The organism is Rufibacter sp. JT20002, assembly GCF_056491185.1.
On sequence record NZ_JBSZJY010000005.1, the window covers coordinates 321,385 to 337,448 of the forward strand.

General features: G+C 51.9%; 10 protein-coding genes and 2 riboswitches. Of the genes, 3 read left to right on the forward strand and 7 right to left on the reverse strand.

What is annotated here, in order from left to right; translation table 11 throughout:
• Nucleotides 1-51: 51 nt before the first annotated feature.
• The 3 genes from ACW9SV_RS20805 to ACW9SV_RS20815 all read right to left on the reverse strand — a co-directional run bounded on the left by ACW9SV_RS20805 (nucleotide 52) and on the right by ACW9SV_RS20815 (nucleotide 3,104).
• On the reverse strand, nucleotides 52-558 hold the full coding sequence (locus ACW9SV_RS20805; protein ID WP_479558702.1) for a DinB family protein: 507 nt from the start codon (nucleotides 556-558) through the stop codon (nucleotides 52-54).
• 105 nt (nucleotides 559-663) lie between these two features.
• On the reverse strand, nucleotides 664-2,157 hold the full coding sequence (locus ACW9SV_RS20810) for a peptide MFS transporter (RefSeq protein WP_479558703.1): 1,494 nt from the start codon (nucleotides 2,155-2,157) through the stop codon (nucleotides 664-666).
• Between the two features lie 278 nt (nucleotides 2,158-2,435).
• On the reverse strand, nucleotides 2,436-3,104 hold the full coding sequence (locus ACW9SV_RS20815; RefSeq protein ID WP_479558704.1) for a hypothetical protein: 669 nt from the start codon (nucleotides 3,102-3,104) through the stop codon (nucleotides 2,436-2,438).
• A gap of 448 nt (nucleotides 3,105-3,552) precedes the next feature.
• A riboswitch (SAM riboswitch) is annotated at nucleotides 3,553-3,658 on the forward strand.
• A gap of 387 nt (nucleotides 3,659-4,045) precedes the next feature.
• On the opposite strand from ACW9SV_RS20815, the gene ACW9SV_RS20820 reads away from it, so the two are divergent.
• A complete protein-coding gene (locus ACW9SV_RS20820) occupies nucleotides 4,046-6,649 on the forward strand; it encodes a M14 family metallopeptidase (RefSeq protein WP_479558705.1) in 2,604 nt (867 codons plus the stop codon).
• Between the two features lie 689 nt (nucleotides 6,650-7,338).
• Here ACW9SV_RS20820 and ACW9SV_RS20825 read toward each other — a convergent pair.
• Together ACW9SV_RS20825 and ACW9SV_RS20830 are read right to left on the reverse strand one after the other, a co-directional pair.
• Complete coding sequence (locus ACW9SV_RS20825) at nucleotides 7,339-8,718, reverse strand: RagB/SusD family nutrient uptake outer membrane protein (protein ID WP_479558706.1); 1,380 nt, start codon at nucleotides 8,716-8,718, stop codon at nucleotides 7,339-7,341.
• Between the two features lie 9 nt (nucleotides 8,719-8,727).
• Nucleotides 8,728-11,685 (reverse strand): SusC/RagA family TonB-linked outer membrane protein, encoded by a 2,958-nt coding sequence (locus ACW9SV_RS20830; RefSeq protein ID WP_479558707.1) that lies wholly within the window; start codon nucleotides 11,683-11,685, stop codon nucleotides 8,728-8,730.
• A gap of 479 nt (nucleotides 11,686-12,164) precedes the next feature.
• Nucleotides 12,165-12,269: riboswitch (SAM riboswitch) on the reverse strand.
• A 664-nt stretch (nucleotides 12,270-12,933) separates the two neighbouring features.
• Between ACW9SV_RS20830 and ACW9SV_RS20835 the strand changes: the two genes are divergently transcribed.
• Nucleotides 12,934-13,416, forward strand: coding sequence for a phospholipase D-like domain-containing protein (locus ACW9SV_RS20835; protein WP_479558708.1), 483 nt, complete (start codon nucleotides 12,934-12,936; stop codon nucleotides 13,414-13,416).
• 24 nt (nucleotides 13,417-13,440) lie between these two features.
• Here the strand turns inward: ACW9SV_RS20835 and ACW9SV_RS20840 are convergent, their stop codons facing one another.
• Nucleotides 13,441-13,773 carry a hypothetical protein gene (locus ACW9SV_RS20840; RefSeq protein WP_479558709.1) on the reverse strand — a complete coding sequence of 111 codons (333 nt, stop codon included), beginning with the start codon at nucleotides 13,771-13,773 and terminating at the stop codon, nucleotides 13,441-13,443.
• A 104-nt stretch (nucleotides 13,774-13,877) separates the two neighbouring features.
• Nucleotides 13,878-14,222 (reverse strand): STAS domain-containing protein, encoded by a 345-nt coding sequence (locus tag ACW9SV_RS20845; protein ID WP_479558710.1) that lies wholly within the window; start codon nucleotides 14,220-14,222, stop codon nucleotides 13,878-13,880.
• A gap of 573 nt (nucleotides 14,223-14,795) precedes the next feature.
• Between ACW9SV_RS20845 and ACW9SV_RS20850 the strand changes: the two genes are divergently transcribed.
• Nucleotides 14,796-15,734, forward strand: a complete 939-nt coding sequence (locus ACW9SV_RS20850) for an isoaspartyl peptidase/L-asparaginase family protein (protein WP_479558711.1) — start codon at nucleotides 14,796-14,798, stop codon at nucleotides 15,732-15,734.
• The last annotated feature ends 330 nt before the right edge of the window (nucleotides 15,735-16,064 follow it).

Genomic DNA, 16,064 nt, shown 5'->3' on the forward strand with positions numbered 1-16,064 from the left:
TGCAAGTCCCCCAAAAACAGCCGTACTCCTTCGTTTCTGATATTCTAAAAATCAACCGGCAAACTGTTCATCGGCGGTGGGGCCGTACATGCCGGGCACCGGAACATCCAGCAGGCGCAGGTACACACTCAATTGCCCGCGGTGGTGGATGAGGTGGTTCATGGCCAGGTTACGGATGGCCACCTGCTTGGGCATGGAGAAGATCACGTGGTCGCCGTGGCGCAGGGTCCAGGTTTTGCCTATCTCCACCACGTTGGTATCGTTCAGGGCTTTTACCGCTTTCTGGTAGTTTTCCTCAAAATGGGCCATTAACTCCTGGTGGGTGGTTCCGTCAAAAGGCGCGTACTTCTCCTTGCTGAAATCGCGCTCCTCAGTCTTCAACACGGTGGCGATGAACAACCCCGGCAACTCGGCCACATGCCCCGCCAATCGTTTCAACGACATGCTTTTGGCATGTGGTTTCCAGTCAAAATGCTCCTGGGGCACGCGTTCCAGCATTTTCCGGGTGTTGGCCGCCTCTTGTTCAAACTGGCGCAAAAGTTTTTGGTTTAACTCCATAGTTCGTTCGTGTTTTGGGTGGTAGGTTCGGTAAGTTAGAAAAAAGAACGGGAGCAGAAAATACTCCTGCTCCCGTTCTTCTATAGGGCTATTGCTGGCAAATGCCTACCGCACCTCGCCCATCAATCTTCTGATGAAGAATCCAAGGCAGAGCAAAGCCACGCCTATTCCAACTGACCATAACCCTATCTGGTTTAAGATGGAGGAATAATAAGGAAGCGAAAGCACTGGGTTGTCTACCACCTCGGCAGGCACACTCATCAAGGCCCCAATCTTGCCGGCTAGGTACTCCCCAATGGCGCTGGCGAAAAACCAGATCCCCATCATCAAGGCCACAATCTTGGCAGGCGACAGTTTGGTAATCATGGAGAGGCCGATAGGTGAAATACACAGCTCCCCGCAGATGATGAAGAAGTAACCTGCCATGAAAGCCGGCAAAGAAATCAGGCCTGTTTCTTCGTTGGAAACGCAGCTCAGGTAGAAAACATAGAACCCAATGCCCATTAACACGAAAGACAACCCAAACTTACTTGGGGTGTTAGGCTCTAATCCCTTACGGTTCAAGTAAGGCCAAAGCTGTGCGAACACAAAACTCAGGGCGATCACCCACGCCGGTGGAAGGAAATTGTTCACCGCCAAAGCCGGAAGTTCTACCCCACCCACGTGCATGTCCACGTTGCGCATGGCAAACAGATTGAGCGACCCGGCATTCTGCTCATAAAACGCCCAGAACAACGAAGACGAAATAGTGAGAACCAGCGCGGCGAATAACTTGTTGCGGACTTCGGCCTCGTTCCGTAAGGCAAAGGTCAGAATATACACCACTGCCAGTCCGCCTAACCCGAACATGATGTAGTCCATCACCTCGTAGTTATGGAAAAGGGCCACAATCACTGGTATAATCAACAGCGTAGCCCCATAGATTACCACCTCTCTGCTGATGCCCGCAAACACCGGGGCTTTCAGGTGAGCGGGATTAGGCGGAAGCCCTTTGTCACCCAAAGACTTTTTACCTAGCGCAAACACTACCAAGCCCAGAATCATAAACAAACCGGCCAACCCGAAACCATAGTGCCAGTCTATCTGCTGCCCCACGTAGCCGCAGAGCAGTCCGCCCAGGGCCGCGCCAATGTTGATGCCCATGTAAAAGATGGAAAAAGCACTGTCTTTGCGCGGGTCATTGTCTGAGTACAACGTGCCCACCAGGCTGGAGATATTGGGTTTAAAGAAACCGTTTCCGCAGATGATGAAGGCCATGCCGTAGAAGAAGCTCCAGTCCTGCGGCAAGGCCAAAACTAAATGCCCGATGGTCATGAGCACCCCGCCGTACATCACCGCCTTTCGCCCGCCCAGAAAGCGGTCAGACATCATGCCGCCAAACATGGGCATGGTGTACACCAACGCGGCGTAAGATCCCAGAATGGCGTAGCCCTTGGGTTCATCAAATTTGAGTTCAGAGATCATGTAGGCCAGCAAGAGGGCCTTCATGCCATAAAAAGAGAAGCGTTCCCACATCTCGGTGAAAAATAGCATGTACAGCTGCTTAGGGTGCCCCGTGGAGGCAGGCGCCTCTGGTACCCTAGGTTCGGTTAAATCCATATCAGGTGGTAAAGAAAATTATAAACCCTAATTGACCTGACAATTTACTAGATAAAGCCGGGATTCAGTGCTTACGGGCGAAAATCTGGTTCAAGGTCGTTTCCCGTAAAAGAGGCTTAAAAATCAAGATCCGCCACCTTAACCAAAATTAAAAGGCCTCCCTACTTTGAAAGCAGGGAGGCCTTTTTAGGTAGCTATGGGTTTGGGCTTGCCTTTCAGAAAATACCACCGGAAACGCTCACCGGAAGATCAGGAACAAACGACCCGGATCCGGCAGGTTAGTTCCGGAACTGAGCCAATTGCTGCTTCAGTTCTTCCACCTTATTGGCTTCTGATTGCTGCTCGCGTTTCAGCTTAATTTCTTTTTCGCGGGCCAGTTGCTTGTGGGTTTTGAATTCCTCAGTGAGTTCATCGTACGCCCTGATTTTCTCTTCGGTCACCCGATTGCTGTTTTTGTACATGAACGCGAAGACCGCTGCCACCGCGCCCAAGGCCAAAATAATGACCAAGCTGATAATCACGTACACCTGCTTGTCCATGTCAATGCCCAGCACCGACAGGCTAGCCACGTCATGCGCCCCCTGCTGGATCTGCTTTTCTTTTTGGGCGTTTACCTCTTGCAGGGCCTGTACCTGTAGTTTTTGATCGGCTAATTCCTTCTGGGTTTGCGCCAGTTTCACAGCCGTCTCTTTTCCGGCGTTCTTAATGCTTTGCTCACGCGCACGCAGGGTGTCCTGTACATTTTGGAAGAAGGCATCCAGACTGGCCTGCTTTATTACTTTGTGCGGCTGGTTGTATTTTATCTCGGTGGAAGACCTGAACTTCAAAGAACTGAACTGCTGCTGCAGGTTGTATCTGGTTCGGTCTTTTGCAGGAGCAGCAGTTTGGGCCATGCCCGAGGTCATCACGAGAACACTGAGGAAAAGAGAAAGAAAAACGGCTTTCATATGGGGACTATTTGCGTCAAAAAATGTTCGGGTAAGGTTAAAATTAGTGATTTCCTCCCACTAATTCAGACAAAAAACTAGACTTTCTGCTAAGTAACGAAGTTCTACTCCTTAGATTTATACGTTTCACGCATTTTGACTGTTTATTTCAGGAATAGGCTAATTTCATCGAGAATTCATCTATTTACCCGCCACTTCTTCATTTCCTGGCTTAAAACACACTGAACGAGAGTGATTACAAGCTCCTTTCTGGAAATTACCTAAAATTTGTTTGAAGAGATACTAACCAGAGCGGAGCTCTGGCGCTTTGATACCAAAGGAAAGCCAACCCTGAAGCTACTTCCTTTCTGAGCTGTCAGACGCAAAGTGTACATTGCCCAAGTGATCTGCCTTAAATAATCTATATTTCTTTTGCTATATACCCACTTGCTTTCTACCTTAGCCCTTGAAATTATACCGAAGAGGGGAGAGAGCAGGCTCTGAGAACCTCTAGCAACCGTTAACCATGTTAAAAAGGTGCTAACTCCTGCCCAGCCAAATGGGAAATATAAGTTTTCAGACCATGATCAGCAGCAGCAATCTTTCCAACATCAACCTTCTTTCATCACCTACTTCTTCAGGCTACTTCACTGCCTGTATGCACTTTTGTTGTTGCTGTTAGCTTCCTTAGATTTTCCGGGCTCCCGGGGTTCTATCCTTCTGCGCTAATGCAGCGCTTCTCTATTTTCTAAGACTCAATTTCTGTTTCATTTCTTATGTACACAGCACTTGCGCAGGCAAGGGCAAAGAAACAGGCGTTTGCCTGCGACAACTCTTTGCACGCCTGCCTCTCCTCTACCTTGGCGGCGCTCTATCGCTTCCTTTCCCTTTGCTGTTGCGGAAACGCCTTTTCTCTCCCTTTCGCTTTTAACCCATTTTTTGAAAATCACCTTTAAAACACCATGAAATCATCCTTACAGACTTACAGGGCCCTTCTGGTCCTGACTGCCTGGGTCCTTACCATCGTTCCGGCCCTGGCGCAAAGCAGCTATTACTTCCCAAAAACGAAGAACTTTGACGCTGCCATACCTACGCCCGAGCAGTTCCTGGGCTACGGCATCGGCGAGCGCCACAGCCGTTACGAGCAATCGGTGGCTTACCTTAAGGAATTGGACCGGCTCTCTGACAAAGTAAAAGTGCAGACCATCGGGTTTACCTATGAACTGCGGCCGCAGGTGGTGGCCATTATCACCTCTCCTGAGAACCACGCCCGTTTGGAGGACCTCCGGAAAGAGCACCTGCAGCTAGCCGATGTCTCCAAGCCGCTTCCCAACCTAGCCAACGCGCCGGTGTTCGTGAACCTGGGCTACAGTGTGCACGGCAACGAGGCCTCCAGCTTGGAAGCTTCCCTGCTAACCGCCTATTACTACACCGCTAACCAGGACCCCGAGACGCAGCGTGCCTTGAAAGAAGCGGTGATTTTGCTGGACCCCGCCCACAACCCTGATGGCCGTGACCGCCACGCGAACTGGATCAACGTGCACCAGAGCGATCCTTCCGTAGCCGATCCTGCCGATTGGGAGCACAACGAGGTGTGGCCCGGCGGCCGGGGCAACCATTACTGGTTTGACCTGAACCGCGATTGGCTGCCCATCGCGCACGTAGAAAGCAAAAACCGCCTGAAGTTCTACCATGAGTGGCTGCCTAACGTGGTGATTGACTTCCACGAGATGGGCACCAACTCCACCTACTACTTTGAGCCCAGCAAACCCTATGGCTCCGAGAACTACCTGGTACCCCGCAGCACCTATGACAACCTGAACGTGATCATCGCCAAGTACCACGCGGCGGCACTGGACGAGATCGGGTCGCTGTACTTCACCAAGGAGCAGTACGACAACATCTACCCCGGCTACGGCTCCACTTACCCCGATTTCCAAGGCGGCGTGGGCATCACCACCGAGCAGGCCAGCTCCCGCGGCAACCGCCAGGAGAACTCCACCGGCGTGCTGACCTTCGCCTTCGGCATCCGGAACCACCTGAGCACGGGTCTGGCTACCGTGAAAGGAGCCGTAGAGAACCGTGAGACTTTCCTGAAACACCAGCGCGAGTTCTACAAATCCGGCATAGCCGATGGCCGCAAAAACCCGGTGAAAGCCTACGTGTATGGCGAGAAGCACGATGCCACCCGCCTGCGCAACTTCACCGAGCTGCTGCTGGCCCACAAAATTGAGGTGTATGAATTGCCTGGCAACCAGACCATCGGCGGCACCGCCTTTGAGAAGGGAAAATCCTATGTAGTGCCCACCGAGCAACCGCAGTACCGCCTGGTGGAATCCATCTTCGCAAAGAACACTAATCTCCCCGATAGCGTTTTCTACGATGCCTCCACTTGGACGCTGGCCCTGGCCTATGGCTTGCCGCACGTGGGCGCTTCCAAAGCTGTGAACCGCGGAAACCGTGTAGCCACCCTCCCCGCTCTCACCGCTACTGCACCCCCTAAAAGCAACTACGCCTACCTCCTGGACTGGACCGATTACAATACCGCGGGCGCCTTATACCAACTGCAATCGCTAGGGGTGACTGCCCAAACCGCCTTGAAGCCATTCACAGCCAATACCACAGCAGGCGCCAAAGACTACCTGCCCGGGGCCATCACCATCCCCGTTGCCTCGCAAAAAATCTCGTCTGACTCGCTGTACAAAGCCATTCAGAAAGTGGCCGCAGACCGCAAGGTTAACATCGCCTCGGTGAACAGCGGCTTCAGCGCCAAAGGCATTGACCTCGGCAGCAGCAACATTCAGACCATCCGCAAACCTGAGGCGCTGATGCTGGTAGGCAATGGCGTGATGGGTCCGGAGGCTGGTGAAGTGTGGTTCCTGCTGGATTCTCAGTTGAAGATGCCTATCACCAAAGCCGAGCTGAGTTCTTTCCCGCGCCTGTCTTTGGCCCGCTACAACACCATCGTGCTGGTGAGCGGCTCCTACAACAGCCTGGATAAAAACACCGTGGACAAACTGAAGCGCTGGGTGACCGAGGGCGGCACTTTGATTACTTTTAAAACCGCCTCTGAGTGGGCCATCAAACAAGGAATCGCCAATGCTCGCCTTATCTCAAGCGCTGATACCTCCGCTAAAACCACGCGCCAGGCTTACATCAATGCCCGCGAACTGGAAGGCGCCAAATCAGTAGGCGGCTCTATTTACGAGACCGACCTGGACATCACGCACCCGCTGGCCTTCGGCTATACCTCCCGCAAACTGAGCGTGTACCGAAATAGCAGCGTGTTCCTGGCCCCCAGCAAGAACTCATATGAAACGGTGGCCCAGTACACCGCTAATCCGCTGCAAAGTGGCTACGTGTCCAAAGCCAACCTGAAGAAAATCGCCAATTCTGCTTCCTTGCTGGCGCAGAACCAAGGCCAAGGCACCTTAGTCCTTTTCGCCGACAACCCCAATTTCCGGGGTAGCTGGTACGGCACCAACCGCCTGTTCTTCAACGCTCTTTTCTTCGGCAACATCATCAAAACCGTTGGTGGCGTGCTTGCGGGGGAGGAAGAGGAATAAATTCTGACAGCCTTAGTACAAGGCTAGGATTCATATAACCTCTCACCTTGTCATCCTAGAAGAAACCTGGTAGCGAACGGTAATAGCGTTTACTAAACGCCTTTGTAGCTTGCCCACAAGTTCCTTACAGGATGACAGAAGAGGAATTTGGTTTGTGTTCCTAATTTAAAATGAAAGCGGCTACCAAAAGGTAGCCGCTTTTTTATTGATGCTTTGATGGCAAAAGATTGTACAGCAATCTGCATTCCTTTACACGCATTCCGTCCTCCTTTGAAGGGGGTAGGGGGATGACAAGGCGTCTGCAGAACCATTATGTTTCAGCTACAGAGAGGCGACTGTGGTGATGAAAGTCCTCTCCTACTCAAAGGACAACCACAAGGGATTGCGCCTACAGTTTAGGAACGCAATAATAAGCACGAAAAATCATCCCCCTACCCCCTTCAAAGGGGGACGGAATGCGAGCTAACCTTAATTTCTCTGTCCATGGTTCAAGTTTTCAACTTGGGCATATAATGACCTGAAGTTTGCAACTTCAGTGAGGCGATAGCCTCATACCAGCTAATTGAATAAAGTAACAACCTCATCCCCTTCTAAGCCTTCTTTCTCAAAACAAGACCCAAAACACCAGACAAAAAGAAAGGAGTACCGCTGAGCAGTACTCCTTTTCACAAGCATAGGAAGAATTACTATCAATACCCGGGGTTCTGGTCTTCTGTACCCAAATCAGGGTCTGCGACAATGTCTGCATTAGGAATGGGGTACAGGAACTTGTTGGGGTCTGTGATGCCCAAGACGGCTTGGGCGCGGCCGGTGCGGATGAGGTCAAACCAGCGGTGGCCTTCAAAGGCGAGTTCCAGTTTGCGTTCCTGCTCAATAGCCAGCAACAGCCCGGGAGCATCCAGTAAGGTCAGTTTCTCTATGCGGGCTCTTTCCCGGATAGCGTTTACATCGGCTAGGGCACCTACCATATCCGGGGCGGCCTTTTTCACGCGGGCCTCAGCGCGGATGAGGTACTGCTCGGAGATTCTTAGCAGAAAGGCAGGGTCATCGCTGGTGCCGTTGCGGAAGTATTTTTTGCCGTAGACTATAGTGCCGGCGGTTCCGATGAGGATGCTGCGAGCGCCGCCCACTACTGGGTTGCGCAACTCACTGGTGATGGCCTGACCAGGAATCCATTCCAGGCGTCCGCCGCTGGAGCTGGGTAACCAATAAGAGGCGTGGCTGTTGCCGTTGGCGGTGGTGTAGGCCAGTTCCAGAATGCTTTCCGGGGTGAGCAGGCCCTGGATGGTTTGCTCATACGGGAACACCAGCTGGGCTTTTTTCACGTCAATTACCTTAGTGGCGTAGTTCTCAGCCTCGGTCCAGTTTTCCTGGTAGAGGTAGAAGCGGGCTTTCAGGGCCCAAACGGCCAGTAAAGAGGCGCGGGCGGGCGTGGTGTAGGAAGCTCCTACGGCCCCCTTTTCCACTTCGGTGAAAAGCTGCTCGGCTTGGTTTAAATCAGACAGCACCTGGGCGTAGGTTTCGGCTTTGGTGGACCGTCCTATGCCTTGTCCGTCCAGTTTCGATTCGGTGGGCGTGAGAACCAGTTGAGCGCCGCCCCAGGCCCGGGCGATGTCAAAGTACGCAAGACCGCGCAGGAAATGAGCCTCGGCCAGAATGCTTCTCCGAAGGTTATCGGTTAAGGCGGGGTCCTGGATGGCCGGCACATCGACGATGAGGTTGTTAGCCAGGTTGATCACACGGTAAATCTGCCGCCAGGTGCTCAGGATAGAGCTGTTCTCGGACTGGATGCCGTTACGGTCAAACTGCCGGTAAAAGTCAAAGGACCCGATGGACTCTGCTTCGTCTGAAGACAGGTAAGACAAAGCCGGATAATCCAGGCCGTAGTAGTTGTTGCTTTGCAGTTCGCTGTACGTGCCCAGCAGGGCGGCCTGCGCGCCACGGGCATCCACTAAAGCGGTAGAAGACAAGACCTCGGTAGCTGGGTCCGGCTCCAGCAAATCGCAGCTGGAGAACAGGACGGCGGCGGCTAAGACTAAGGTTTTATAGGAAGAGAGAATATTTTTCATGGCTGTTTTTTAGAAAGTAACATTGGCACCTATCTGGAAACTTCTGGGCTGCGGCACCACGGCGTGGTCAATACCCAGCACGTTCTGGTTGTTCGCGGCTACGTTCACCTCGGGGTCAAGGCCGCTGTAGTTAGTGAGTGTCCAGAGGTTGGTGGCCAGGGCGTACAGGCGTAGGTTGGAGATTTTGAAGCGGTTCACCAGCTCGGTAGGCACGTTGTAGCCCAAAGTGATGGAGCGCAGGCGCAGGAAGGAACCGTCTTCCAGGTAGCGGCTGCTAGGCAGGGTGTAGTTGTTGCCTCTTTTGGTCAGGCGTGGCACATCGGTGATGTCGCCGGGTTTCTGCCATCTGTTCAGCTGGTTCGGGAAGAAGGTGATGCCGCTCTGGGTACCGCCGTGCTCCAGGAAGAAACGGTTCAGGTTTATGATGTCGTTTCCGGACTGAAAATACAAAAGTGCCCCTAAATCGAACCGCTTGAAGCGGACGGTGTTGTTCAAGCTCCCGAAGAAATCCGGCGCGCCGTTGCCCATGATTTTGCGGTCGGCAGTGGTGATGGTGCCGTTTTTGTCCACGTCATCGTACACGGCATCGCCGGTCTGCGGGTCTACATACAGCTGGTCATACACCCAGAAAGCGAAGAGCGAGTTGCCCTGTTCCATGCGTACCCAGTCGCGGGAGTGGGCGGTGATAGGCGTGGGCAGTTTCTCAATGCGGTTTTTGTTTCTCGCGATGTTGAAGTCAGTGGACCACTGGAAATCGTCTTTCTGGATGTTCACCGAGGAAATGCTCAGTTCCACGCCTTTGTTGCTCACCTCACCCAGGTTCTCATATACGCTGGAATAACCCAACTTGGAAGGCACTGGCACCTGAATGAGCAGGTCTTTGGTGTATTTGCTGTAGTAGTTGGCCTCCACTTTGATGCGGTTCTGCAGGAAAGCCAGGTCCAGGCCCAGGTTCCACTGGCGGGTGGTTTCCCAGGTCAGGTCTGGATTGCCTAACTGGCTCGGGCTGATGCCGGGGTTGTTCTGGTAGTTTCTACCCGCTCTCCACAAGCTCTGTGATGGGAAATCACTGATGCCGTTCTGGTTTCCGGATAAACCTATGTTGGCGCGCAGTTTAATCTGGTCAAACGGCAGGCTTTTCGCGAAGGCCTCCTCAGAGATAATCCAGGCCGCCCCTACTGATGGGAAGTAGCCCCACTTGTTGCCGGCGGCAAACTTAGAGGAACCATCGGCGCGCAGGCTACCATCCAGGCTGTACTTGTCTCTGAACGTGTAACTCGCTCTCCCAAAGAAAGACACCAAGCCGTTCTGGCTCGAAGAAGTGCTACCCGTCTGGATGGAAGAAGAGGCGATTTCCTGGAAATTATCGCTCGGGAACTTCTGGCCCGAAAGTGTCAGGAAGTTGTACTTGGTGCTTTGGAGGGTATTTCCCAAAACAAGGTTCAAACGGTGGTCATCGCCCAAGGCTTTATTGTAGGTCAAGACCTGCTCGTTGATAAGCGTTACCAGGCTGGACTGCGTGTTGCTGCCGTTACCCGCCGGGAGACCTACGCTGATTTGGGTGTTGTTGTAGACTTTGTCAATGTAGCTGTTGTAGTCCAGGCTCCAGCTTGATTTGAAAGACAAGCCAGGCAGAATCTCGTACTCGGCGTACAGGTTCCCAATGAGGCGGTTGCTGTGCCCTTGGATGTTCAGGTTCTCAATAAGAGCCAGGTGGTTGTCAAAGATGCTGTGGCGGGCATAGCTACCGTCTTCATTGAACACGGGCAGAAACGTTTGCACGTACAAAGACGAGTTGATCACGCCCTGCGCGCTGTTGTCGTTGCGGCTCACGTTGCGGTGGCTGTACGCCCCCGAGGCGCTGATGCCCACCGTCAGTTTCTCACTCAGGTTATGGTCAAAGTTGAACCGCCCGCTGAAACGCTCGAACTGGGCCGGTTTCACAATCCCCTCTTGCGAGAAATAGCTACCGCCAATGAAGTACCGGCTTTTGTCTGACCCACCCGAAGCCGACAAGTCATAGCTCTGGGTTTTGGCCGTCTGGAACACATCCGGAATACGGGAATACGTGGTCTGTTCCTCGGGTAAGCCGCGGCCACCCTCGACTTTGGGACGGAACGGACGGGAAGCGAAAGCCCCACCATCGTTCAGGAACGCCTCGTTGATGAGTTCGGCTTCCTGCTGGGCATTTACGGTTTCAAAGAGCTTAGGCGCCTTCGCCCAGCCAAAATAGGTCTGGAAACTGATTTTGGAACCTGCATTCAGCTTACCACGCTTAGTAGTAATGAGTACCACGCCGTTCGCTCCTCTTGACCCATAAATAGCTGTGGCGTTGGCATCTTTCAAGACCTGAATGCTTTCTATATCGGCAGGGTTCAAATCAGCGAGCGGGTTAAAGGTTTGTCCGCCCAGCCCCAGGTTGCTCAATGATTGGTTGTTGATGAACACGCCATCAATCACATATAAAGGAGAGTTGCTGGCATTAATGGAAGTCGCTCCCCGCACACTTACGCTGATACCGCCACCCGGCGCACCGCTGGCTGAGGAAATCTGCACCCCGGCGGCTTTCCCTTGAATCAGTTGGTCCGGGGAAGAAACTGGTAATCCGCGGAGGTCGTCCACGTTCACGGTGCTCACCGAGCTGGAAACCGCCCGTTGCGACTGCGTTCCGTACCCCACTACCACAATTTCTTCCAGGCTTTTGGTGTCTTCTTTCAAGCTCACGTTCACGGTGGTTCCATTCACCACGGCCTCTGCAGACGTGTACCCGATGCTGGAAAACACCAGAGTCTGGCCGGTTCTGGCCGGAATGGAATAACGCCCCTCGGCGTTGGTGAAGGTGCCGCTGGTAGTGCCTTTCAGGACTACGCTCACGCCGGCCAGGGCTTCACTGCCCTTGGTGCCGGTCACTTGCCCACTTACGGTCTGGACTTGGGCATACGCGGCATGCGCCAGCAATATTGCCAATAATACTCCTAGACTTACTAGACTTTTTAGAGTACTACTTGTATGAGTTTTCATTTTTATAAAATTATAAAGACAAGACAATTCCTATCCGGCATCAGGACGACACCGGTGATTTTTAAAACAGAAAAGTTGCTATGGGATTAGTGCAACGAAACAGTGTCTAACAACAACACATTCGGGCGCAGAGGGGCATGGTGCTCAGGGCCAGAGCAGCAGTAGAAGGCAGAAAGGATGCTCTAAGGGGAGCATGGTCTTCCGGGGAAGAAGATGGTAAAGAATGGTTCATAGGGGTAATTGTGTTAAGAAACAGGAATACATAGGCGTGCCTCACCGAAGGGTGAAATAGGGTACGCCAGAAAAGAAGGAGGTGGCGCCAGCTTTAACAGCAACAACAAGCCTGCATGTGCAGGAACTGCCGGGAGGCAGGATGGCTGTTAAGGGTCAAGCGAGGTTGCAAAATTTGTGGTTGCATGGTCATTCATTTATAGTTCCCAAAAATTGGGCAGGTGTTAGCACCTTTTCGGCTGGGCCGAAGGTTGCTAGAGGGTCTTGGAGCCTGCTCTCTCGCCTCTTCTTTATAAATCTCCAATAAAGATGCCCTAAAGGTAAGGGTGCATTTTCTACAAATACAACCTTTTTGTAGAAAATAATTTTTCCAAGTTTTCCTTAACACTTGGACTAAATACAAATAATCCAACACTGCAGAAATAAATAAGCGATTCTCCTGCTTATAATTCAAATCAACTCTTTGAATCAATCACCTGCTGGAAGGTCCATTGTGGAAGAGAATTCTGAAAATGATAAGTCTTTGGCTGTTGCCCACCTCCACTCTAAGAGTAGCACGCATTCCGTCCCCCTTTGAAGGGGGTAGGGGGATGACCAATTGGCTTGAAGAACCGTCCAACTTCTGCTAAGTGCATGGGCAACCACAAGGGATTGTCCCCACAGATCGTGAATGCGTGTGATCAGCATGTGTAGTCAATCAGCATGAGTTGTCATCCCCCTACCCCCTTCAAAGGGGGACGATATGCGTGTCCTTGTTTGGAAAAATATACCTATAGACAATGCTTTAAAAATGGAGGAGGGTAAGCCTGCCTTTTTGGGAGCATTACTATGGGTTTTCTGTTTCAGGGCTACATTTTGAAAAAAGGGTGAAAACGGGTGTAACTTAGGCTTTGGGAAGCGGTTTGCATCCCTATATGTGGTTAGTTTGTATCTTACCCCACTTTCACTAACACCCTTTCAGCGTTGAAATCTATTTTATCCTTGTTCAAGAGTGCCCCAGCAAGTAAAAGTGCTGCCTATTTCAGTCCTGGCGATGCCTGCCTGCAGGCCATCATCCAAAGCCTTGGGTCGGCTAGATCCAGCTTGCAGATTTGTGTGTTTACCATCTCAGATGACCGCATCACCAACGCTATACTGGCAGCCCATAAAAAAGGGATCAAGATTCAGCTACTCACCGATAACGAGAAACTGTTTGACAAAGGCTCAGACATCCGGCAATTAGCGCAGGCGGGCATAAAGGTGAAAGTAGACCAAACGCCTAACCACATGCACCACAAGTTTGCCATTGTGGATCAAAGCCAGGTGCTCACCGGCTCCTATAACTGGACCCGCAGTGCCGCCCTGTACAACCATGAAAACGTACTGGTTACGTCAGACCCTCAGGTGGTTTCCAGCTACGCCCGGGAGTTTAACCGGCTTTGGTCCGAGATGGAAGCGTTTAGATAAAGAACACCTCAGGCGGCAGCTTCCTTAGGTTGGGTTTTCATTGGACTGGAGGGTATGGAGTTTCATGCGCACGAGGTACTCGCCAAAGAGGGAGTTGCCGTACGTTTCGCAGTTGTCCAGGATGATGCCTTTGGTACCGTCTGGCGCAGAGACCGCGTAAAGCACTGAGACCTGCTGGACTCCCCCACACTGGCTGAACCGCTGGCAAGCCTCTACCCGGAGAGCGTCTGGCGAGAAGATGTTGTTTGTTTCCTTACATTGCCACCCTTGGGGGCTGCAGGTAAAAGAATGGGTAAATCCCTGCTGGTTTAAAAAGGCCAGCGCCTCTTGTACATCGGTAAATTGTTCCAGCCTCATGCTGCCTCTTTGCTCCAACTTCTGGCTTTGGTTTGTAAAAGTCACGGGTGACTAAAGGAATAGTTTGTTTGAGGGCCCTCCTTCACATTAAAGGGCAAGTAGTGCTAAGACGCCTGCATTTGATGGTAGGCTTCTTCCAGGGAAGGAACCGTCGTAAACAGAGCATCCATCCCCAATACCTGTAACAAACGCCGGTGCGGCTCACCCAGGTTCATGAGGGTAATGGTGGCATTATAGTTCTTGAGAACCAGCAACTGGTTTACAAAATGACAGAACCCATAGGTTTTGATACACTCAAGGCTGGCGCAGTCTACCCAGACACTAAGCTCCTGCACAGGCTGCCGTAAGCTCTGCAACCGGCGCGTGAGCCTCTGGTCAGAGGCATCCAGATCTTTCTGCAACAACAGTATAACTTTACTGCCTACTTTCTCTGTAATGATATTCTGCATAAAACTTACCTAAAAACGAATACTGCTTTGCCTTTTCCCGGGACAGAACCAAGTGCCCAATCCTCACTTACCCTTTTTCCTTTGTTCAATAAATAGGAAAGCCAATCCTTGCGGCAGGTCCAGGTTTTGCCAGATCCGTTCTGCTTTAACCACGTTTTTCTGAACTTGGGATGTAAAATCATAGGCTTCTAACTAGATTGGACCAGGCCGTCCTGCACCAGAACCGGTGCACACGCTCCTAAGAGATAGTCGTGTGTAGTAAGCATACGCTTTCTTACCCCTGAAAAGTGCCGGGAAAAACACGGCAATTAGATTGCATAAACACGGAATTTTGTATAAGCCTTCCTCTTTTAATCTAACTCAGAAGGCCTACGTAGCAGAAATAGGAGTTTTTCTTTCCTCTTAGCCCTTGTACCGCAAAAGGGAGCTGCGTCAAAGCATCCGTAGAAGTTCTGCCTTCTTTTCAGTATAAATTAAATAAACCGCACCATAGCCTGCCCGTACATCTAAGCGGCCCAGGCACCAAGTCCTGGAGGTTCCCAAAAGACACTACAGACGAAAAGACACACTACTATGGAGAAAAATTGGGTGATTGCGATACATGGCGGCGCTGAAAACCAAAGCCGGGAAGAGCTAGGCGAGGCGAAAGAGGCGGCTTACAGACAGGGGTTGGACAACGCCCTGATGGCTGGATGGCATGTACTGGAAGCCGGAGGAAGTGCCCTTGACGCCGTAGAAGCCGCCGTGAGGAGCATGGAAAACAACCAACTTTTCAACGCCGGACGGGGCGGAAGCCTTGCCAAAGACGAAAGCAATGAGTTTGATGCCTCCATTATGGACGGCAAAACCATGCAGGCCGGGGCAGTATCTGGAGTGAAGCATGTGAAACACCCCATTACCCTAGCCAAAACCATCATGCAGAAATCTCCCCATGTCTTGCTCACTGGTGATGGCGCTGAAAAGTTCGCCCGGGAACTGGAACTGGAGATGCGAGGGGATGACTATTTTAAAACCGAGGAAAAGATCAAGTCACTGAAGAAGGCGAAGAAAAAAGAAAAAGAAGAGCTTCAGAAAGACACCGTTGGGGCGGTGGCCCTGGACATACACGGCAACCTGGCCGCTGCTACCTCTACGGGCGGCCTTGAAAACCAGTACCCGGGCCGGGTGGGTGACTCTCCTATTATCGGGTCTGGCACCTACGCGAACAATGAGGTGGTAGCCGTGTCCTGCACCGGTGACGGCGAGGGCATTATGCGGGCCAACGTGGCGCATGAGGTTTACGCCCTTATGAAGTACAAAGGCCTTCCGCTTAAAGAGGCCGCTAAAGAAGCCATGGAGGTGTACAAAGACCGCATTGAGGGCGACCGCAACTTCATCGCCATAGACCCTAAGGGCAACGTGGAATTCAGCTTTGAGACTAGCCTCATGTTCAGGGCCTGCAAGAAAAACAACGACCCTACCTACCTGGCCATCTGGCGCGACGATAATGGCGAATGGGAAAAAGAGGATTAGACTTCTTTTAGAGAAATCATCAAGCATTCCCCAATTTGAGCCTGTTTTTCAAAAAGCAGGCTCAAATTGCTTTTAGGGAAATGAAGGATTACTCAGCAAATTAATAGTAGGGGCAATCCCTTGTGGTTGCCCGATTTAACATTCCGCGTACCTCTACCGCAGGGTAGCAGAAGCAGCCTTGAGCTTCCAACCGCTTTGTCATCCCCCTACCCCCCTTCAAAGGGGGACGGAATGCGTGGGAAGGTTTTTACCTTGAGGGCAGAAACGCTTGGAGAACCTTGCTACCTTGCTTCACTACTGAAAAGCTGCTACAAAGACGTAACTTGCCCT

Coding starts and splice junctions, on each gene's coding strand:
- ACW9SV_RS20805 (WP_479558702.1), bottom strand. CDS start 558: ATGGAGTTAAACCAAAAACTTTTGCGCCAGTTTGAACAAGAGGCGGCC.
- ACW9SV_RS20810 (WP_479558703.1), bottom strand. CDS start 2,157: ATGGATTTAACCGAACCTAGGGTACCAGAGGCGCCTGCCTCCACGGGG.
- ACW9SV_RS20815 (WP_479558704.1), bottom strand. CDS start 3,104: ATGAAAGCCGTTTTTCTTTCTCTTTTCCTCAGTGTTCTCGTGATGACC.
- ACW9SV_RS20820 (WP_479558705.1), top strand. CDS start 4,046: ATGAAATCATCCTTACAGACTTACAGGGCCCTTCTGGTCCTGACTGCC.
- ACW9SV_RS20825 (WP_479558706.1), bottom strand. CDS start 8,718: ATGAAAAATATTCTCTCTTCCTATAAAACCTTAGTCTTAGCCGCCGCC.
- ACW9SV_RS20840 (WP_479558709.1), bottom strand. CDS start 13,773: ATGAGGCTGGAACAATTTACCGATGTACAAGAGGCGCTGGCCTTTTTA.
- ACW9SV_RS20845 (WP_479558710.1), bottom strand. CDS start 14,222: ATGCAGAATATCATTACAGAGAAAGTAGGCAGTAAAGTTATACTGTTG.
- ACW9SV_RS20850 (WP_479558711.1), top strand. CDS start 14,796: ATGGAGAAAAATTGGGTGATTGCGATACATGGCGGCGCTGAAAACCAA.